The following is a 20,053-nucleotide window of genomic DNA, read 5'->3' as shown; positions in this document are numbered from 1 at the left end:
CTTGCTCGTCTTTTATGACGTGCGAGGTCGAGCTTGCGCTCGCCTCTGGGACCCACGTCACTTCGTAGGCATACAATCCAGTTTTCAAGGACCGAGCGGGAAGTTGCCGACTTTACAGCCGATCTTCCCGATTCTCGTGCATCGCCAGCCCGACCCTTTCGGGTTGCGTCGGCGAGGGCAGGTACTTTATAGCATCTCTTCGAACTGTCAATCGATTTTTCGATCGACGCTCTGTTTTTGCTCTCGCCCTCGCGTGTGTGAACGCACCTGCTCGCGCGTTCACTCTCACCTGGGAGCTGCTACCCCAGCGAACTTATCCGCGTTGAAACGCGGATCCGCGCAGGTAACGAGCGTCCAGATCGGCCGCTTTCCGTCAGCGATGAATGCCCGGACATCTCCGGACACACGCTGCACGGCTAGCAGCGGTTGCCTGCCGTTTCGGCATCGTGGCAACCAGGGAGCGCGGAGGATACTCAGGAGACCGGCCAGGTCAACAGGATTTTTCCGACCTGTTCTCTGCGGCAGGGTCTGCCTTGTTCCTCGGGGCCTTCACTACCCGGGCACGCTCCTCGGTCCGTCGCCAGCGCCCCTGCGTCGCCTCGCTCGTGCTGACGTTCAGGTCTCCGGGTGCTCGTCTGCGAACCAGCGGCCCATGCGCTCGCGGATGAGCAGCATCTCCGCGCCACTCGGCAGCCGGATCCGGAAGCCTTTCTCGCGCGGCCCGAGGCCCACCATCGAGCCCATCACCTCGACGGGCTGCCAGCCACCTGCGCCGCGGAGGCGGGCGGGGCGCCCGCGATCCGAGGCCTCGGTCTCGACGTCGACGCAGTACCACCGCGTGGTGCGCGACGTGCTCCAGCCGGCCTCGGCGCAGAGCCGCGCCTCGGCTTCCTGCAGCGCGCGGTGGGACGCGGCGAAGGCCGCCCGCGGGTGCAGCACCAGGACCAACGCGTACTCCGGTTGCAGCTGGCGCACGATGTAGCTCTTGCGGTGGGCGCGCACCGTGATCTGGCGCGACGCCCCCAGGCGCGTGCCTGCGACCTCGGCCAGCACGATCTGCCAGTGGGCCGCGGTCACCTTCACATCGTAGGGGTCGAGCCCGCCGGCGTAGTCGATGGTCTCCCCCTCGAAATCCACGAGCGCGGCGGCGTGTGCGCCCGGGATCGCGCACAGGAGATCCTCGAGGATCGACGTGAACGAGGACGGCGCCTGGTCACGTGGGAGCCGGCGTCGGGTCCGGTTGCGCCCTCCGTTGCGCGATGTGGTCATGGCTCGATCCGCACGAGCTCGAGCAACGCATCGACAGCCCCAGCGATCTTCGGCTCGCGCCGTGCCGCCTCGAGGAACCTCGACTGGGCGGCGCGCGCGCGGTCCGCCGCGACCTCTTCGCGCACCAGGCCGCGTCGCTCCTCGACAGGCACCACCTGCGCCGGAATGCGCTCGAGGAGCATGATGACATGCACGCCGAAGGCGGATGTGACCGGCGCGGTGAGATCTCCGCGCGCGACGAGGGACGCGGCCGCGCGGGAGAAAGCGGGGTCAAACTGCTGCGGCTCCGGCGTGAGCACGCGGCCCGCCTCCGTCACCGGCGCGAGCGCCTGCGCCACGACCTCGAAGCCCTCGGCAGGGACGCCCTTCGCGGCGCTGATGAACGCCTCTGCAGCCGGATCGGGGGGCGGTTGCGGCGTCCCCGCGGCGCGGGGCGGCTCGGTGCGCTGAGCGACCTCGCGCGAAGACAACACGGCCGTCCGGATGGCGTCGGCGACCGCCTTCGCCTTGTCACGGGTAGCCTCGCCAGCGTCTTCCGAGAGCTTCACGACGGCGTGCACGGTGCGGTACCCCTCGGGACGATCGAGATCGAGCCAGTGGCGCTCGGTGGCGACGCGGAGCTCTTCGTCGGTCACCGGTCCTGCGTTCGCCGCCTCTTCTTTCAGGCGGTGGAGCATGCGACGGGCGAGCACCAGGCTGATCTCGCGCCGCACGTCGGGCTCCTGTTCGAGGCCGCGGGCTCGTGCCTCGGCGGCCCAGAGCGCGTCGCGGACCGCCGCGTCCCGGGCCTGCGCAGGCGGGATCTGCTGCGCCGCCGCGATGCGCGCTACCGAGTCGACGGCGACGTCGCTCGCGCCCACGCGAGCCGCCACGTCGGGCGGCAGCGGCGCCGCCCCCCTCGCGGACGTCGATAGAGCAGCCCAGGCCGCGCCCGCGCACAGACACGCGATGGCCGCGATCGTTCGGCGCCCAGGGCTCACGCGCTACCCCCGCGGGGACGAAGGATCTCCGTGGACGCCTTGAGCGAGAGGCCGCCGATCACGAGGAGGTAGATCGCCTTGAAATCCTGGCGATCACCGAGCGCGTGCACCCCGAAGGCAAAGGAGAACGCTGCGGCGACGAGGAGCAGGACCGCGAACACATCGACTGCGCGGGACACGCCCATGAGTGTAACGCGATTTGGCGAGGAACCGGCGGGGATGCGGGGGCACCGAGGAGCGGCGGCAGCCGGGAGGCCACGGCCGCGCCGCCGCTCACCGCAGCGTCGTCGCGACCGCCCCCAGGACCGCAAAGACGATGAGGACCACCAGGTGCCTGACGGCTCGGTGGGGGAGCCGCCGTCCGCCGCCCGTGTGCCGGCGGCCACGAGCCACCGCGACGCCGGACGCCGCCGTGATCAGCGCGACAGCGCAGGCCACCGCGACGGCCTGGGCCAAGAGGGCGCGCTCCGGGTCCCGGATGCGCCAGGCGAGCACGAGGATCGCGAGGCTCACGAGCGCTCCGAACGCGACGATCGCCGTCGCGAGCGGAGGGAGGTGGGCTCGGGCCTGCAGGAGCGGGGCGTCTGGTTCCGGCTCCGGCTGGCGCCGCACATCCCAGCGATCGCGCCAGGAAAGCGCGAAGATGCCCCAGGCGATCGCGCCGATCGCCGCGCGGACCGGGTCGAGGCGGGATGGCTGAAGGGAAGGAGAAGCCAGCAGCCAGCTCAGCGTGACCAGCGCGAGGAAGACGGAGATGCCGAGGTGCCGGGCGACCCGGCGGTGGGCGGCGGCGACCAGCGGCGCAGCGACGCCGCACAGGAAGGCCAGCGTGGCGGCGATGCTGGCGAATACCGGCGCGCCACGACCGAAACCCGCGGGCGCGACCGTGATCATCCAGGCGACGACCGCGGCGAGCGACGCCTGCGGGGCGCGCCCGCCGCCCAGACCCAGGTCGAAGCGCGCCGCCCCCGGCAGCGGCGCCTCCGGGGGGTCCGAGCCTGACGCCCCGTCGACCCCGCGCGTCAACGCACCGCTGCGACCGACGGAGGCCGACGCGGTGGACTCCTCTTCGCGCGGAGCGCCGATCGAGATGGCGCCGGGGGCATCCGTGCTCATGAGCGAGCGCTAGGCCAGGTTTCTCAGGAGGTTGCCCACGGGCAGCACCTCCGGCGCTGGCGCCCCCACGCCCGCCCCGTCGCCTGGGCTCCCCTCTTCCCGGGCGACCTCGAGCCCGAGCCGCTTCCAGAGGCCCGTGTCAAAGAGGTGGCTCGGGCGCACATTGCCGAGGGCTGCGAGCATGTTCTGCCGCGTCCCGGGGTGGCGCGCGTCGAGATCCGCGAGGAGCTGGCTCACCGCCTTGCGCTGGAGGTTGTCCTGGGACCCGCACAGGTCGCAGGGGATGATCGGGAACCGCTCCTCCGCGGCGAACGCGGCGAGCTCGGCCTCGGCGCAGTAGATCAGCGGACGGATCACGATGTTGTCGCCGTCGTCGGAGATGAGCTTCGGCGGCATCGACTTCAGCTGACCCGCGAAGATCAGGTTCAGGAGCAGCGTCGTCACGGCGTCGTCACGGTGGTGGCCGAGGGCGATCTTCGAGCAGCCGAGCTCACGCGCGATGCGGTACAGGATGCCCCGGCGCAGGCGGGAGCAGAGGGAGCAGTACGTCTTGTTCTCGGGGATCTTCTCGGTGACGATCGAGTAGGTGTCCTCGGAGATCATCCGGAACTCGTGGCCGCCCGCCGCCATGTAGTCGGTGAGGAGGTGTCCCGGGTAGCCAGGGTGCCCCTGGTCGATGTTGACCGCGATCACGCTGAACCGGACCGGCGCGCGCCGCGCGAGGTCGACGAGCAGCGCGTGCATCGCGTAGCTGTCCTTGCCCCCGGAGACAGCACAGAGGATCCGATCGCCGTCGGCGATCATGTCGAAGTCGGTGATGGCGCGCCCCATGGCGCGCGCGAGCTTGCGGCGGAGTTGCACGGTTTAGCCGGTGAAGCCTTCGATGAGGCGGAGGAAGGTAAGCACGCCGTGGCCCGTCCCGCCCTTGGAGAAGATGCCGTACGGCTTGTTCGCCATGGATGGGCCAGCGATATCCACGTGGACCCAGGGGACATCCCCCACGAACTCGCGCAGGAACAAGGCCGCGGTGATGGCCCCTCCCCAGCGGTCGGCCGTGTGCTTGATGTCGGCCCAGTCGCTCTTGAGGCCGTCGCGGAGCTCTTCGATGAGCGGGAGCTGCCACATCGACTCGCCCGCGGCCTTCGCGGCGCTCCGCAGGCGCTCCGCCAGTTCCTCGCGGTTCGAGAAGAAGCCGGACACGGTCGGCCCGAGGGCCACGACGCACGCGCCCGTGAGGGTCGCGTTGTCGACGATGAGGTCCGGCTTCAGCGCGCGCGCATAGGCGAGGCAGTCGGCGAGGACCAGGCGCCCCTCTGCGTCGGTGTTGATGATCTCCACCGTCCTGCCGTCCAGAGAGCCGAAGATGTCGCCGGGCCGGTATGCGGCGCCGTCGGGCATGTTCTCTGCCGCGCCGATGACGCCGTGCACCTCGACGTTCGGCTTGGCGGCCGCGACGGCGGCCATCAGCGCGATCACGTTCGCGGCGCCGCCCATGTCGCCCTTCATTTCTTCCATGCCCGGAGCTGGCTTGATGCAGAGCCCGCCGCTGTCGAAGGTGAGCCCCTTGCCCACGAAGACGAGCTTCCCCTTCGACTTCCCGGGAGGAGCGTAGACCATGTGGACCAGCCGGGGATCCCGCGCGCTCCCCTGCCCCACCGCCATGATGAGCTTCATGCCCCGCTTGGTGAGCGCGGGCTTGTCGAGCACCGTCACCTTGAGCCCGTGCTGCTTGCCCACGTCCACCGCGACACGCGCGAGCGCCTCGGGATAAACCTCGTTCGGCGGCTCGTTGACGAGGTCGCGCGCGACGCAGATCGCCTCGCCGACCTGCTGGCCGAGCGCGACGGCATCGCGCGCCGCCTTGCCCACCTTGCCCTCGATGACCACGGTGCCGCGGGAGAGCTGGACCTTGGGCAGACGATCGCCCGTGAAGTAGCGGGTGAACCGGTAGGCCCCGAGCACGAGCCCCTCCGCGGCGGCCCGCTCCGCGCGCTCGACGCCGGGAGGCACCACGACCGCGACGCTCTCGGCGCGCACGCCGTTCGCGAAGCGCGCCCCCTTCGCCGCGAGCAGCCTGCACTCGACGTCGGTGACCTTGCCCGACCCGAGCCCGATCAACAGCACCCGGCCGGGCTTCAACGCGCCGTGCGTCGCGAAATCGACGCTCTGATCCCTCTTCCCCGTGAAGTCGTCACGCTTGACCTGGTGAGTCACCGACTCGCCCAGCGCCGCCACGAGCCTCGCCAGCACGCCCTCACCCGTCGAAGCGCCTTCAGGCACGCCGATGACGACGACGTCGACGGCGATGCTCAGCGGGTCGGACGAGGCGAGGTTCACTTTGATCGGCATGCGGTCTCCTGAGCCCGGGATGTGGAGGGTGTCCAGCGCGGCATCTAAACACGAAGGGCTAACCCCGTCGACGTGGACGATGCCCGCAGGCGGTCGGCCCGAGGAGCGGGCGGGAGAGCGCTCCCGCTCCCAGGCGCGCAGTCCCGCACGGTTCCGCGCAGTCCCGCACGGTTCCGCGCAGTCCCGCACGGCTCCGCGCGGCTCCGCGCAGGCTCCGCGCTCGGCGGCCCGCCGTCGGAGCGCCTCGCGCGACGCTGCCCTCCGGACTGCGGGTCCGAGCCGGCCCGGCCCGAGCGCCGGATCGAGGGGCGTCAGCGCGCCGACCCGTAGATCTGGATCACGTCGGCGAGGAGCTGCAGCGCCTCGGCGCGAGGGCGCTGGAACGCGTTCCGCCCCATGATCGACCCGAAGGAGCCGCCTGCGGCCATCTCGCGCACCTCCTCCAGGACGGCGTCGGTCGCCTTGGACTCGCCGCCAGAGAAGATCACCACGCGCTTGCCGCCGAACGTCGCCTGCACGACGTGCCGGGTCCGGTCGGCGAGCGTCTGGAGGGGAATGTTGTATTTCTCATACATCTTTTTCGCCTCCTCCTGCTCGATATGAGCGGTCGGCGGCTTGACCTTGATGATGTGTGCGCCGAGCTGGGCGGCAATCGTCGCCGCATAGGCGCAGACATCGATGGCCGTCTCGCCCTGCTTCGACAGTCCGGCGCCGCGCGGATAGCTCCAGACGATGACGACCAGGCCCCTGCGCTTGGCCTCGAGGGCGATCTCGCGAAGGTCCTCGTACATCCTGTTTCTCGCGCCGGACCCGGGGTAGATGGTGTAGCCGACGCCGACGCAGCCAAGACGGAGCGCGTCCTCGACCGAGCCGGTCACCGCCGACATCGGCTGCTCCACCTTGGCCAGCGTGTCGCTGTTGTTCAGCTTCAGGATCAGGGGCACCTGCCCCGCGAACCTGGCCGCGCCCGCCTCCAGCGATCCGAGCGGCGCCGCGTAGGCGTTGCACCCGGCGTCGATCGCGAGCTGAAAGTGGTAATCGGGGTCGTAGGCCTCGGGGTTCGGAGCGAACGATCGCACCGGACCGTGCTCGAAGCCCTGGTCCACCGGCAGGATCACCATCTTTCCGGTGCCCGCGAGCGCGCCATGGTTGAGCAGCCGGACGAGGTTCGTCAGCGTGCCTGGGTTCTCGGAGGCGTACCAGGAGAGGATCTGCTCTACACGGGTGGTGAGCGCCATGAATCACTCCGTCGAAGGTGCTGCTGCGCCAGGAAGCGCGTGGCCCGCCCGGGCCGTGAACCCACCCCGCCATGCCCGCGGCGCCGTGTCAGGGTGCTCGGGCGAGCGGGCTCGGGCCGCATCTTCAGGACTTGGACGAACGTATCGAGCCCAACGCGCGGGCGGTCCAGCGCCCCGAGGATGTTGTACGAAGCCATCGGATACGCAATTCTCGAAGCTGCGCCGGTCCGCCCTCGGGGCCACAGCGGCGGACGCGAGCGCGAGCACGTGGCGGGGCGGTAACGTCCTCGCCGACAACGCGGAGGGATCATGTCGGACCAACGGGATCTGAGCTGGAAGCCGCCGGAGGCGCCGTCACGCATCGGGATCACGCTCGAGACATACATCCTCGAAGGAATGCTCGGGTTCCCCGCGGCGACAGGGGCGTTCACCTCCCTCCTGAACCAGTTCGGCCTGGTGGCGAAGCTCGTGACGTCCAAGGTCCGACGGGCCGGCCTAGCCAACGTCCTCGGATACACGGGACAGACCAACGTCCAGGGCGAGGTCGTGCAGAAGCTCGACGAGGTCGCCAACGAGACGCTGCTCAGCGTGCTCGGAAGGCGCGGGCACTGCGCGGCCGTGGTGAGCGAGGAGCTCGGTGAAATGAGGCTCCTCTCCACGGACCCACGAGCGAAGTACATCGTCGTCGTGGACCCGCTCGACGGCTCGTCCAACATCGACGTGAACATCTCGATCGGCACGATCTTCGGTGTGCTCCGAAAGAGCGACGCCAAGATGGGCGCCGATCCCTCGGACTTCCTTCGCCCCGGCCGCGATCTGGTCGCCGCCGGCTACGTGCTCTACGGCTCGTCGACGCTGCTCGTCATCACGACCGGCCTCGGCGGCGTGCACGGCTTCACCTACGACCCGACCGTGGGAGAGTTCTTTCTCTCTCACGAGAACATCCGGATCCCCGAGCGCGGCTCGACGTACTCCATCAACGAAGGCCACAGCGCGCGATGGCCGGAGGACGTGCGCCGCTGGAACGCGTGGATCAAGGAGGACAGCAAGCACGAGGGGCGGCCGTACGGCGCACGCTACGTGGGATCGCTGGTCGCGGACGCGCACCGGACGCTGCTCAAGGGCGGCATCTTCGCGTACCCCGCCGATCGAGGCGGCCAGGGCAAGCTGCGGCTGCTCTACGAGGCGAACCCGTTCGCGTTCATCTTCGAGGCCGCGGGCGGAAAGGCGAGCACAGGGGCCGAGCGCATCCTCGACAGGGTCCCGAGGTCGCTCCACGAGCGCGTGCCGCTCGTCCTCGGCTCGCCCCGCGACGTCGAAGATTTCGAGCAGTTTGTGCGCGGCGAGCGCTGAGGCTGCGAGAGAGGGGCGCCGCCCTCACCGGCACGAGCCGCAGCGCGGGGGGCGACCCGCGGGTCAGACCCCCTGCGCGTCGGCTCCCCAGATCACCTTGTGGAGCTGGACCTGCACCCGGACGCGGAGACCGTCGTCGAGCACCCACTGGACGAGCTCCTTCGGCGACAGCTTGCCCCACACGCACGAGGCGAGCAGCGTCACGCCGCGCGCGTCGAGGCGCCGCTCGCGGATGGTGTCCCGCATCCACGCATAGTCCGCCCGATCGGCGAGCACGAACTTGATCTCGTCGCGCGGCGTGAGGTGATCCAGGTTCGACCAGCGGTTCCGGTGGGATTCGCCCGAGCCAGGCGCCTTCAGGTCCATGATCTTGTGCACGCGCGGATCGACGCGCGCGACGTCCGCCTCGCCGCTGGTCTCGACGAGGACCGTCCGTCCCGCGTCGCAGAGCTCCGCGAGGAGCGGGAACGACCCGGGCTGAAGGAGAGGCTCGCCCCCCGTGAGCTCGACGAGCGGCGTGCCGAGGGCGAGCGCGCGCTCCAGGACGTCGCCGCGGCGGATCCGCTTGCCGCCATAGAAGGCCTGCGACGTGTCGCACCAGGCGCAGCGCAGGTTGCACCCGGTGAGCCGGACGAAGGTGCACGGCAGCCCGGCGAACGTCGATTCGCCCTGCACGCTGGCGTAGATTTCGTGGACGACGAGGGTGTCTTCTTTCAAGGAAGCGACGCCTCCGAGGCGCCTCGGTCGGCCTCGGCGGCGCCACGCCGCCGGCGACCCGAGGTGGGGCGGGAGCTTTGGCCGCGCCGAGCGCGCAACGCAAGCGGCGCGAGGCGCTCAGCTGGAGATGACGCTGACCTCGCCAGCCGCCACCGCCCGGAGGATGCCGTCCGTGCCGCGGACCAGCAGGTGCCCCTCCGGATCGATCCCCGCCGCGACGCCGACCACGCCGGCGACCTCGACGCAGCGGCCGCGCAGCCAATCCATCCGGGCGAGATCCTCCGCGAAGGGCGCGAGCTCTCCTGCCTCGAACCTCGCCGCCGCGTCGCCGATCGCCTGGAGCAGCTCCGCGGCGAGGCGCTCGCGCGGGACGTCGTCGATCCCGAGCAGCGCGAGCGACGTGGCACGCGCCGACAGATCCGGCGGGAAGCTCGACGCGTGGACGTTGAGCCCGACGCCGACGATCACGCTGCTCACCGACTCGCCGCGCAGCTGGGCCTCGACGAGGATCCCCGCCAGCTTGCGGCCCCCGGCGAGCACGTCGTTGGGCCACTTGAGCCGCACCTCGACGGCGGAGCCGCCGCCCGACGCGCCGCGGGACGCAAGAGGCGCGAGCCGTCGCTCGATGACGGACGCGACGGCGAGCCCCATGACGAGCGCGATGGGGGCCACTCGGCTCGCCGGCAGGCTCGGGCGCAACACCACCGACAGGTAGAGGTTCTCGCCGGGCGGAGAGTGCCAGGTGCGCCCGCCGCGCCCCCGACCCTGGGTCTGCGCGTCGGCCAGGAACGCAGCCCCGTGCGGCGCGCCGGCAGCGGCCGCGCTCCGCGCGTCGTCGTTCGTCGACGCGGTCTCGGCCGCCACGGCGAGCGGACGCCCGAACGACGCGCCCAGCCGCGAGAGCTCGCGCTCTATCGCCTCCCCGTCGAGCCGTCTCACAGCGAGAGATCCAGCGCGATGTCGGCCGCGCGCGCCGAGTGCGTCAGCGCCCCGACGCTGATGACGTCGATGCCCGCCGCGACGAGCTCGGGGATGCGCTCCAGCGTGATGCCGCCGGAGACCTCGAGGAGAGGCCGGCCGTGCTGCGCCGACCGCACGCGCGTGGACGCGGCCTTGACGTCGGCCAGCGTGAAGTTGTCGAGCATGATGATGTCGGCGCCGGCGGCCAGCGCCTGATCGAGCTCCTGCAGCGAGGCCACCTCGACCTCGACCTTCGTCGTGTGCGGGGCGCGCGCCCGCGCGCGGGCGATGGCGGTCGCGATGCCGCCCGCCGCGACGATGTGGTTGTCCTTGATGAGCACGGCGCTCCCGAGGCTGTCGCGGTGGTTGTGCGCGCCGCCCACGCGCACCGCGTAACGCTCCAGCCCGCGGAGACCGGGCGTCGTCTTGCGGGTGTCGGTGATGCGCACGCTCGACCCGGCCGGGATCGCCTCGGCGTAGCGGCGCGCCTCGGAGGCGACGCCGCTCATCCGCTGCGCGAGGTTGAGCGCGGTGCGCTCCGCGCTGAGGAGCGAGCGCGCGCGGCCACGCACCGTCCACAGCACCGTGCCGACGCCGACCGCGGTGCCGTCCGCGACGAGCACCTCGCCCTCGACCTGCCGATCCAGGCGCTGAAAGACGCGCAGGAACACGTCGCCCCCGCACGCGACGAGCGGCTTGCGCGCGACCGCCTTCGCGGTGGCGCGCGCGGAGGCCTCGACACAGGCCTCGGTGGTGAGATCGCCTCCCGCGAGGTCTTCCTCCAGAGAGCGATCGATCAGGGCATCGAGCAACGGCGCAGCCAGCACGGGCATCTCCTCGGCGCCGCTCCCACGCGGCGCTCCCAGGTATACTCGGTCCCGCACGCGCGCATCAGCGCTGTCGCGCCCACACGAGCCGCGACAACGCGACGCGTCATCGCGAATCCTTGTTGTGGCACGCGCCCCCAGGAGCGTGCGACCTCAGCCGTATGGGCGCCCTGGACGGGACGCTGGCGGAAATGGTTGGGGCTCGCTGCGCCGAAAAGCAGGGCGGATCGCGATCATCGCGACGCTGTGTCGCACAAATGGGGCTGACGTTCGTCTACCAGCCTGTGAGACTCTCCGAGCAACTCCAGCGCCCTCAACGGAGATCGATGCGTCCGCAGGCAGGCCAGGTCATCAACAACAAGTACCGACTCGTGCGCCTCATCGGCGATGGCGGCATGGGGAGCGTCTACGAAGCCCGCCACGAGGTGCTGGGGACGACGGTCGCCCTCAAGTTTCTCCACCCCGAGCTGTCCCGCCGCTCCGGCCTGGTGCAGCGCTTCCTGCAGGAGGCGCGCGTCTCCGCGCAGATCCAGAGCGCGCACGTGGTTCGCGTCAGCGACGTCGACCAGACGACGTCCGGCCTGGCGTTCATCGTGATGGAGTACCTGGAGGGGAAGACGCTCCAGACCCTGTACGAGGAGCTCTACCGGGCAGGCATCCGCCTCGGGTACCCCGACGCGCTCGAGTACGCGATGCAGATGCTCGAGGGCGTCGAGGCCGCCCATCGCGCGGGCGTCGTCCACCGGGACCTCAAGCCGGACAACGTGATCATCACGAAGTCCGCCAAGGGAGAGCCGCTCATCAAGCTGCTCGACTTCGGCATCGCCAAGCTGAAGGTCACGGGGGAGCTCGATCGCGGGTTGACGCGCCCCGGCGTGATCATGGGCACCCCCGAGTACATGGCGCCCGAGCAGGCCTACTCCGCGGACTCCGTGGACGCGCGCGCCGACATCTTCTCGCTGGGCGTCATCGTCTTCGAGATGCTGGCCGGCCGCCGACCGGTCGGCGGCGATGAGCCCCAGCAGATCGCGGGAGCCTACCTTTCGGGCCAGATCTCGCGGCTCTCCGACCTGGCGCCGGAGCTCGCGCCCGGCCTCTGCGCCGCCGTCCACCGCGCCATGGCGGCCTCGCCGTCGGATCGCTTCGCGACCACCGCCGAGTTCCGCAGCGCCCTGGAGCCGTTCGCCCGAGCCGCCCGCGCCCCGTCGGCGCTCACCCCCGCGCCGTCCGAGGTCAGCATGGCGCGGTCATCCGGGGCCGCCCTGGCGGCAGCCCTCGCGGCGCCCGGGATGCTCACGCCTTCCGCGGCGGCGCCCGCGACCAACGCGATGGGGGACGGTCGCGCCAGCTCCGTTCCCAAGACGATTCCGCCGGAGGACGGCGGCGCGCTGCACGCGTCCAGCGGCGCCCCGGGCGGCCTCGGGCCCTCGACCCCCATGGGCGGCTTTTCCTCGGATGCCCGAGGTCCCTCGGCGTCAGCGCCGGGGTTCACGCCGAGGCCGGAGCCCTCCTCCGGCCCGTACTTCGCCCAAGGGGGCTATCCCCAGCAAGGAGGGTATCCCCAGATCGCGCAGCCGGCGACCGTGAGCGCCGCCCCCTACGCTCTCCCCCAGGGGGTGCCCGCCACGAGCCACGAGCCGGGGCCCTTCGATGTGTCGCCGCGCCCGGGAGGGACGGCGGTCGGAGGCGCGCCGTTCATGGAGCGGAGCGCGGCGCCGGGCGGCGGATTCAACGGCGGCCCAGCGCCCGGGTATGGCGGCGGCGCGCAGGGCTACATCCCCGGGACGGCGCCGATGGATCCGTTGCCGAGGATCTCGCAGAGCGCCTCGGCGCACGGCGCGCAGCGGCCCGCGCGGGGCGGGACTTCGCTGTTCGCCATCCTGCTGCTCGCCACGGGGATCACGGGCGCCGTCGTCGGCGGTCTGTACATCGCCAACGAGCTGAGCCGGAAGGAGCAGGCCGACGTGGCGCCGGCCCTGCCGACCCTCCAGCCGGCCAACACGGTGCCTTCGGATCCCAGCCCGCCCGCGACGACGCCCCCCGCCGTGACGCCCCCGGCGGTGACGCCACCTCCTGTCGAGCCGCCCGTGGTCGCCAAGCCGCAGCCCCGGCCGACCACGACGGCGAAGCCGCCGGCGACGCCGAGCACGACGGGAACGCCGCCGACCACGACGACGCCGACGACACGCCCCAGCGGGACGACGATCATCCCTCAGCTTCCCTGGGTCATCCCGTCGACGCTGCCGCCGTTCCCGTTCCCCGCGCCGACGAGCGCACAGCCGCCGGCCAACCCCCAGCCGAACACGACGAGCCCGCCGACGACGCCGACGACGAGCCCGCCCGACACGCCGTCGGACAGGCCTCGCCGGCGCGTGATCATCGTACCCAACAACTGACGCGCCAGGCGCGTACGGTAGGTAGGATGCGATCTCGATGAGCAACCAGAATAGCGGTCCGCCGCCGGGATGGCCTGCGCCCCCGAGCGGCATGTACGGCCCTGGCAAGACCGTGCCCGGCGAGCCTCCGCTCGCAGGGCCCAACTCGCCGCAGGGCGCCTTTCCCGTGCCGCCCGGCACCGCGCCGCACGATCCGAACGCCGCTGGCGCAGCCGTCCCGCGGACCCTCGTCGAAGGCGGGACCAACAGCGCGCCTCCCGGAATGCCCGGCCCGTACGGCGCTCCGGCTGGCCCGTACGGCGCGCCGCCACCTGGTGCACCGGGCCCGTACGGACCCGGTGCGACGGCGAATTACGGCGGGCCAGCTGGACCAGGAGGCGCTTACGGGGAGCCGCCCCAGCCTCCCAGCCCGTACGGCGGCTCGCCGTTCGGGGCCCCAGGTGGCCCCGGGGCCGCCGGTGCGCCGGGGTTTCACGCCGGCGGCGCTCCCCAGCCGCCGGGCAGCGGCGCGCTCTACCCGGCGCCGATCCCCGCGCGTCCTCGTGCGAAGAGCTCCGGCGCAACGCTCGCGCTGATCGGCATCGGCGCGTTCGTTGTCATCGGCGGGCTGACGACCGTCTTCTTCGTGATGCGCAGCCGAGGATCGTCCGAAGATGCCGCGGCGCTGACGCCCATCGAGGCGCCCCCGGCGCCTGCGTCGGTCGCCGGCGATCCGGCGCCTCCCCCGCCGACGGCCGCCACACCCGCGGCGACCGCGCCGGAGCCGCCCGCGCCGGCCCCCGTGGCAACCCCGAAGCCGACGGCGCAAGCGCAACCCAAGCCGACGGCGACGAGCACCACCACTTCGTCGACCACCCAGACGGCCCCCACGGCGACGACCCCTGCGCCCACCGCCACGGGGACGACCCCTGCGCCCACCGCCACAGGGACGACCCCTGCGCCCACCGCCACGGGGACGACCCCTGCGCCGACCCCTTCTACGTCCTCGACGGGCCGTCGAAGGATCGTCCTACCAGGCAGCCGCTGACCCGTCCTGCGCCGCGCGCGGTTCTGCTGGCAGCCGCGCGGCGGGTCCGTGCCGAGGTTCCCCCAGCCCGCTTGACAGGGCGGTCACGGTGATCAGGTTCCGATGCCATGAGCAAATCCGGGATCGCCGCAGTGCTTTCGTTCCTTATTCCGGGCGTTGGGCAGCTCTACAACGGCGCGTTTCTGCGCTGCGTTTTCTGGCTGATCGTCACCCCCGGCCTGTGGATCGGCTCGGGCGGCTGGCTCGGCTGGATCTGCCACCTGATCTCCGCCTACACCGCGTACCAGTACGCGAAGCGCGCCGGCGGCTGAGCCGCGCTCCCCGGGACGGCGCGCCGGTTCGCCCGGCGCGCCCGCTCACGTAGCCTTCGCGAAGATCCGCTTCAGCACCTCGCCCGTCGCCGTCGGCTGACGCGCCACCTCCCGCGGGGTGCCCTCCGCCACGATGCGCCCGCCGCCGGCGCCGCCCTCCGGGCCGAGCTCCACCACGTGATCCGCGCACGCGATGACCGCCGGGTGGTGCTCGATGATCACCAGCGTGTCGCCGCGCTCGACGAGGCGATCGAGCACGCGGACCAGGCGCGTCACGTCCGCCAGATGCAAGCCGGTCGTGGGCTCATCGAGCACATAGAGCGTGGGCTTCGGCCGCGCGCCGGCCGTCAGCTCCGCCGCGAGCTTGAGCCGCTGCGCTTCGCCGCCCGAGAGCGTGTGCGACCCCTGGCCGATGTGGAGATAACCGACGCCGAGATCGCACATCGTCGAGAGCGGGGCGCGGATCTTCGGGTGGGACGCGAAGACCTCGACAGCCTCCTCCGCGGTGAGGTCCAGGAGCTCGCCGACGGACAGACCGAGGTAGCGCACGTCGAGCGTCGCCGGCTCGAAGCGCGCGCCGCCGCACGCCTCGCAAGGCGTGGTCACGTCCGGCAAGAACGACATCTCGTGCGCGATGACGCCCTGCCCCTCGCACGCGGGACACCGCCCGCCGGAGGCCGTGTTGAAGGAGAACCGCGCAGGGCCGTAGCCGCGCACCTGCGCGTCGGGGCAGGCAGCGTAGAGCTTGCGGACCTCGTCCCAGACGCCCAGGAACGTCGCGGGGATCGAGCGCGGCGTCCGCCCGATGGGCGACTGATCGACGGCCACCGCCCGCAGGATGCTCTTCGGCAGCCGCAGCGCCTTGTGCGGGCCCGGCTCGGGCGCCTCCAGCTTCAGCGCGCGGCGCGCGGCGGGGTAGAGCACCTTCTGGATCAGCGTGCTCTTCCCCGAGCCGGACACGCCGGCGACCACCGTCATCCGGCCCGCGGGGAGCCGGAGCGTGTCCCCCTGGAGGTTGTGCGCGCGGGCGCCGAGGAGCTCGATGTGCTCGCGCACGGGAGGGCGCGCCGGGCGCGCGCTGAGCAGCGCATCCTCGCCGGCGAGCGCCCGGGCGGTCGGCGAGTCGGGGTTCGCGAGCACCGCGCGCGACGGCCCCGCCGCGACGATCCGGCCACCTTTGCGCCCGCCCGAGGGGCCGAGGTCGATCAGGTGATCCGCCGCGCGGATCGTGTCGGCGTCGTGCTCCACCATGAGCACGGTGCTGCCCATCCCGGCGAGCCGCCGGAGGTTGCCGAGCAACCGGTCGGTGTCGCGCGGGTGCAGGCCGATGGTCGGCTCGTCGAGGACGTACAGCGCCCCGGTGAGGCCGCTGCCGAGCTGCGCCGCGAGCCGCAGGCGCTGCATCTCGCCGCCCGAGAGGGTGGCGGCGCGTCGATCGAGCGTGAGGTAGCCGAGGCCCACCTCGCAGACGAAGTCGAGCCGGCGGCAGAGCTCCTTGTGCGGCGCCTCGGCGATCAGCGCGCGGTCGCCCGTGAACTGTAGCCCCCTCGCCCACGCGGCCGCGGCCGCGACCGAGCGGCCCGACGCCTGGTGGTAACGCTCTCCCGCGAGCCGGACCGCCCGCGGGATCGGCGCGAGGCGCGAGCCGCCGCAGGCCTCGCACGGGTCGGGCGTCGCGAGCGCGTCGTCGTCGAAGTCCGAGGCGCCCGTCCCCTCGCATGACTCACACCGGCCCTGCTTCGTGTTGAAAGAGAACCAGCGGGGATCGAGCTCCGGGACACCGACGCCGCAGCGCGGGCAGGTGCGCGTCGTGGAGAGAAGCTGCTCGCCGCCGCGGCCGCCGACGAGCTTGACCGCCCCCCGCCCGAACGCGAGGGCGCGATCGAAGAGGGCGCGATCCAGGCCGTCCATGCGCCCCTCGTACATCACGAGGTCGATCGAGTGCTCGCGGCGCTTGTCGAGGCGAGGAGGGCTGTCGGTCGCGCACGGCTCGCCGTCGGCGAGCGCGCGGGTGATGCCGGCCCGGGCGGCCGCGGTGAACACGTCGAGGTACATCCCCTTGCGCGCCACGACGGCGGGGGCGAGGAGCGTCCGCGCGCCGCGCGTCGAGACGAGCGAGCGGTAGACGTCGTCCGGCGAGCGCGCCTCGATCGGCACGTCGCAGTCCGGGCAGCGCGCCTCGCCGACCTTGGCGTAGAGCAGCCGCAGGTAGTGCGCGATCTCGGTCACGGTCGCGACGGTCGAGTTGGCGCCGGAGCGCGTGGTGCGCTGCTCGAGCGCGATCGAGGGGGGGACGCCGGTGACGCGATCGACGTCCGGCCGCGGCAGCGTGGGGAGGAACTGGCGCGCGTACGGGGTCAGCGTCTCGAGGAAGCGCCGCTGGCCCTCGGCGAAGACCACGTCGAACGCAAGCGTGCTCTTGCCAGACCCGCTCGGGCCGGTGATGACGACGATCTCGCCGTGCGGGATCACGGTCGAGACCTCGGCGAGGTTGTGCTCGCGAGCGCCCTCGACCTCGATCCGACCCCGGTCGAGCGACGCGCGCGCGGGGCCGCCGCCGCGCTTGCCGGGCTTCGGCGCGGCAGGGGCCGCTGCCGTACCGCGCCGCGGGCGCCGAGCGCCGCCGTCGCCCCGCTGCGCGAACCACTCGGCCAGCGAGACGCCGGTCCGCGTCGCCGTCCGGGCGACCTCCTCGGGCGTCCCCTCGGCGACGACGCTCCCGCCCTCGCTGCCCGCGCCCGGGCCGAGATCGACGACCCAGTCCGCCGCGGCGATGACGTCGAGGTCGTGATCGACGACGAGCACGGAGGCGCCCTCGGCCACGAGCACGGAGAGCGCGGCGTTGAGGTGCGTCACCTCCGCGGGGTGCAGGCCGGCGCTCGGCTCGTCGAGGAGGAAGAGCGCGCCAGCGCAGGGCTCGCCGAGCGCGCGCGCGATCTTCAGCCGCTGCGCCTCACCGCCGGAGAGCGTGGAGAGCGGCTGGCCGAGCGTGAGGTAGCCGAGGCCGAGCTGCTTGAGCGGCGCGAGCGCCCGCCGGATCGCAGGCTGCCCCACGAAGACCTCGAACGCCTCGTCGATCGAGAGGTCGAGCACGTCGGCGACCGAGCGGCCGTCGAGCTTCACCTCGAGCACCTCGTCGCGGAACCGCTTGCCCTTGCAGGTCGGGCAGGTCAGCGACACGTCGGCGAGGAACTGCATCTCGATCGTCTCGCTCCCCTCACCCGCGCAGGCCTCGCAGCGCCCGAGCGCGACGTTGAACGAGAAGTGGCCAGGCCCGAGATCCCGCGCCGACGCCTCCGGCTGCTCGGCGAAGAGCGCGCGGATGCGGTTCCATGCGCCGGTGTAGGTCGCAGGATTGCCCCGCGAGGTGCGCCCCAGCGGCGCCTGGTCGACGAGCGTGACGGTGCGGATGTCGGCCGTGCCCTCGATACGCCTGTACAGGCCGGGCGCCTCGACGTCCTTGTAGCCGCGCGCCCTCGCGATGTGCCGGTAGAGCACGTCGTTCACCAGCGTGCTCTTGCCCGAGCCGCTCGGCCCCGTGATCGCCACGACGACGCCGAGCGGCACGTCGACCGTGACGTCGCGGAGGTTGTTCTCGCGCGCGCCGTGGATCGCGATCTTCCCGCTCGGCGCCCGGCGCTCCGCGCGGGCCGACGCCAGCGGGCCGCGCGCGGCGAGCCCGTCGGGCGGGCCGTCGAAGGTGACGCGCCCGCCCTGCTTGCCCGCGCCGGGGCCCAGCTCGACGACGCGATCGCTCGCCCGGATGACGAGCGGCTCGTGCTCGATGACGAGCACGGCGTTGCCCCGATCGGCGAGCTCGCGCATGGCCGCGATGAGCGGCGGGATGTCCGTCGGGTGCAGGCCGACCGTCGGCTCGTCGAGCACGAAGAGCGCGCCCGTCAGGGACGTGCCGAGCGCCGCGGTGAGCGCGACGCGCTGCGCCTCGCCGCCCGAGAGCGTGCGCGCCTGGCGGGCGAGCGAGAGGTAGCCTAGGCCGACCCGCTCGAGGTACCCGAGCCGCGCGATGAGCTCGCGGCGCGCCATCTCCCCCTGGCCTGTCTGGGGGCGCTCGGCCTCGAGGCGCGCCCGGGCGTCTCGGAGCTCGAGCTCGTGCCACGCGGCGAGATCCAGGCCACCGACGCGGTAGAGGAGCGACTCGGGGGCGAGCCGCTTGCCGTTGCACGCGCCGCACACGTCGTAGGTGCGGTAACGCGCGAGCAGCACGCGGACGTGCATCTTGTAGGTGCGCGTCTCGAGCCAGCGGAACCAGGCCTTCACGCCGGGGTACTTCCCCTGGGTCCACGAGCCCTCCCCCTCGAGCACGAGCGCGCGCTGCGCGTCGGAGAGGTCGCGCCACGGCTTGTCGGTGCGGATGCCATTCCGCTCGCAGAACGCGCGGAGCAGCTTCCGCTCCCACGTCGTCGAGCGGCCGTTCCAGGGCCGGATCGCGCCGCCTGCGATCGACTTCGAGGGGTCCGGGATCACCTTGTCGTAGTCGATGCCGAGGGTGCGGCCGAAGCCGCGGCACGAGGGGCACGCGCCGGTGGGGGACTGGTACGAGAACAGCCCGGGGCGCGGCGGATCGAAGGCGCGCGCACACGAGGGGCAGGCGAGCCCGCGCACGAGCCGGAGCCGCGTGGGCCCCGCCCCCTGGCCGCTCTGCTCGTCGGCCTTGCGCTGCAGGTGGAGCGAGGCGTCGCCCCCGCTGCCCTTCCACGCCTCCTCGATGGCGGCGCCGAGGCGCCGGCGCTCCCGGGGGGCGACCCGGACGCGATCGACGATGACCTCGACCTTGTCCGCGCCGCTCATCGCCTCGGACGGCGCCACGGTGTCGATGTCGCGCGCCTCGCCGCGGACGAGGAGGCGCCGGTAGCCGGCGGCGAGCAGCGACTCGCGCACGTCGAGGAACCGCTCGGTCCCGGCGACCGCGATCGGGTACGTGACGAGCGCGGTCGCCCCCTCGTGCGCGCTCGCGGCGAGGTCGGCCGCGCGCGCCGGGTCGGTCCGCGCGGCCGGCGCCTCGCAGGACGGGCAGACAGGCACCGCCTCGCGCGCGAAGAGCGCGCAGAAATACGGCTCGAGGTCGGCCATCGTGGCGACGGTCGACCGCGAGCTCTTGACCGGCGCGCGTCGATCGACGGCGACGCCGGCCGCCACCGGCTCGAGCGCGTCGATCGGCGGCCGCTCGAGCCGTTCGAGGAACTGACGAGCGTACGGGCTGAAGCTCTCGACGAACCGGCGCTGTCCCTCGGAATAGAGCGTGTCGAGCGCGAGCGACGATTTGCCAGCGCCCGAGACGCCGGCGATGGCCACGAGCTCGCCGGGCCGAAAATCGAGGTCGATGCCCTGGAGGTTGTGCGTGCGGGCGCCGCGGAGACAGATCGAGTGCATAGGACGCGCGGTAGGGTGAACCCGCGGGACGCCGTCCGGAGTGGACACGGCCGCGTGAAAACCGCGAGTGTTTAGCCCCCTTTCAGCCCATCGTCGCGGACGATCGTACGTGAACGGCG

15 protein-coding genes are annotated in these 20,053 nt (G+C 72.3%); 3 read left to right on the top strand and 12 right to left on the bottom strand.

The features are described 5' to 3' along the window. Positions 1–615: 615 nt before the first annotated feature. The 7 genes from WMF45_RS14945 to WMF45_RS14915 all read right to left on the bottom strand — a co-directional run bounded on the left by WMF45_RS14945 (position 616) and on the right by WMF45_RS14915 (position 6,952). Entirely contained in the window at positions 616–1,269 is a 654-nt protein-coding gene (locus WMF45_RS14945) for a roadblock/LC7 domain-containing protein (RefSeq protein WP_437717560.1), read from the bottom strand. Beyond that, a complete protein-coding gene (locus WMF45_RS14940; RefSeq protein ID WP_437717559.1) occupies positions 1,266–2,249 on the bottom strand; it encodes a peptidylprolyl isomerase in 984 nt (327 codons plus the stop codon). Before WMF45_RS14940 ends, WMF45_RS14945 begins: the two co-directional genes overlap by 4 nt. Then, the gene (locus WMF45_RS14935) at positions 2,246–2,428 is read right to left on the bottom strand and encodes a hypothetical protein (RefSeq protein ID WP_157906650.1); all 183 of its coding nucleotides are present in this window, start codon (positions 2,426–2,428) and stop codon (positions 2,246–2,248) included. The genes WMF45_RS14940 and WMF45_RS14935 overlap by 4 nt, the downstream gene beginning before the upstream one ends. A gap of 94 nt (positions 2,429–2,522) precedes the next feature. Then, positions 2,523–3,365, bottom strand: a complete 843-nt coding sequence (locus WMF45_RS14930) for a hypothetical protein (protein WP_437717558.1) — start codon at positions 3,363–3,365, stop codon at positions 2,523–2,525. A gap of 9 nt (positions 3,366–3,374) precedes the next feature. After that, positions 3,375–4,226 carry a tRNA 2-thiocytidine(32) synthetase TtcA gene (ttcA, locus tag WMF45_RS14925; RefSeq protein ID WP_437717557.1) on the bottom strand — a complete coding sequence of 284 codons (852 nt, stop codon included), beginning with the start codon at positions 4,224–4,226 and terminating at the stop codon, positions 3,375–3,377. 3 nt (positions 4,227–4,229) lie between these two features. Next, positions 4,230–5,714 (bottom strand): leucyl aminopeptidase, encoded by a 1,485-nt coding sequence (locus WMF45_RS14920; protein WP_437717556.1) that lies wholly within the window; start codon positions 5,712–5,714, stop codon positions 4,230–4,232. 311 nt (positions 5,715–6,025) lie between these two features. Beyond that, positions 6,026–6,952: a class I fructose-bisphosphate aldolase gene (locus tag WMF45_RS14915; protein WP_437717555.1), complete on the bottom strand. Its 927-nt coding sequence runs from the start codon at positions 6,950–6,952 to the stop codon at positions 6,026–6,028. Positions 6,953–7,261: 309 nt separating this feature from the next. Between WMF45_RS14915 and fbp the strand changes: the two genes are divergently transcribed. Further along, a complete protein-coding gene (gene fbp / locus WMF45_RS14910) occupies positions 7,262–8,305 on the top strand; it encodes a class 1 fructose-bisphosphatase (RefSeq protein WP_437717554.1) in 1,044 nt (347 codons plus the stop codon). A gap of 63 nt (positions 8,306–8,368) precedes the next feature. Here fbp and WMF45_RS14905 read toward each other — a convergent pair whose 3' ends face one another. From WMF45_RS14905 to nadC, 3 genes are all read right to left on the bottom strand, one after another. Next, positions 8,369–9,022 (bottom strand): radical SAM protein, encoded by a 654-nt coding sequence (locus WMF45_RS14905; protein ID WP_437717553.1) that lies wholly within the window; start codon positions 9,020–9,022, stop codon positions 8,369–8,371. Between the two features lie 117 nt (positions 9,023–9,139). Beyond that, a complete protein-coding gene (locus tag WMF45_RS14900; protein WP_437717552.1) occupies positions 9,140–9,961 on the bottom strand; it encodes a biotin--[acetyl-CoA-carboxylase] ligase in 822 nt (273 codons plus the stop codon). Continuing rightward, a complete protein-coding gene (nadC, locus tag WMF45_RS14895; protein ID WP_437719543.1) occupies positions 9,958–10,809 on the bottom strand; it encodes a carboxylating nicotinate-nucleotide diphosphorylase in 852 nt (283 codons plus the stop codon). Before nadC ends, WMF45_RS14900 begins: the two co-directional genes overlap by 4 nt. A 326-nt stretch (positions 10,810–11,135) precedes the next feature. On the opposite strand from nadC, the gene WMF45_RS14890 reads away from it, so the two are divergent. Next, entirely contained in the window at positions 11,136–13,205 is a 2,070-nt protein-coding gene (locus WMF45_RS14890) for a protein kinase domain-containing protein (RefSeq protein ID WP_437717551.1), read from the top strand. Between the two features lie 513 nt (positions 13,206–13,718). Here WMF45_RS14890 and WMF45_RS14885 read toward each other — a convergent pair. Beyond that, a complete protein-coding gene (locus WMF45_RS14885) occupies positions 13,719–14,156 on the bottom strand; it encodes a hypothetical protein (protein ID WP_437717550.1) in 438 nt (145 codons plus the stop codon). Between the two features lie 183 nt (positions 14,157–14,339). Between WMF45_RS14885 and WMF45_RS14880 the strand changes: the two genes are divergently transcribed. Next, the gene (locus WMF45_RS14880; RefSeq protein WP_437717549.1) at positions 14,340–14,543 is read left to right on the top strand and encodes a hypothetical protein; all 204 of its coding nucleotides are present in this window, start codon (positions 14,340–14,342) and stop codon (positions 14,541–14,543) included. A gap of 45 nt (positions 14,544–14,588) precedes the next feature. Here the strand turns inward: WMF45_RS14880 and uvrA are convergent, their stop codons facing one another. After that, positions 14,589–19,934, bottom strand: a complete 5,346-nt coding sequence (gene uvrA, locus WMF45_RS14875; RefSeq protein WP_437717548.1) for an excinuclease ABC subunit UvrA — start codon at positions 19,932–19,934, stop codon at positions 14,589–14,591. Between the last annotated feature and the right edge of the window lie 119 nt (positions 19,935–20,053).

The sequence above is a fragment of the Sorangium sp. So ce448 genome (assembly GCF_051520915.1).
Classification (GTDB): domain Bacteria; phylum Myxococcota_A; class Polyangia; order Polyangiales; family Polyangiaceae; genus Sorangium; species Sorangium cellulosum_B.
Note: the sequence above shows the minus strand (reverse complement) of the source record. Positions and strands in the feature narration are given on the sequence as shown.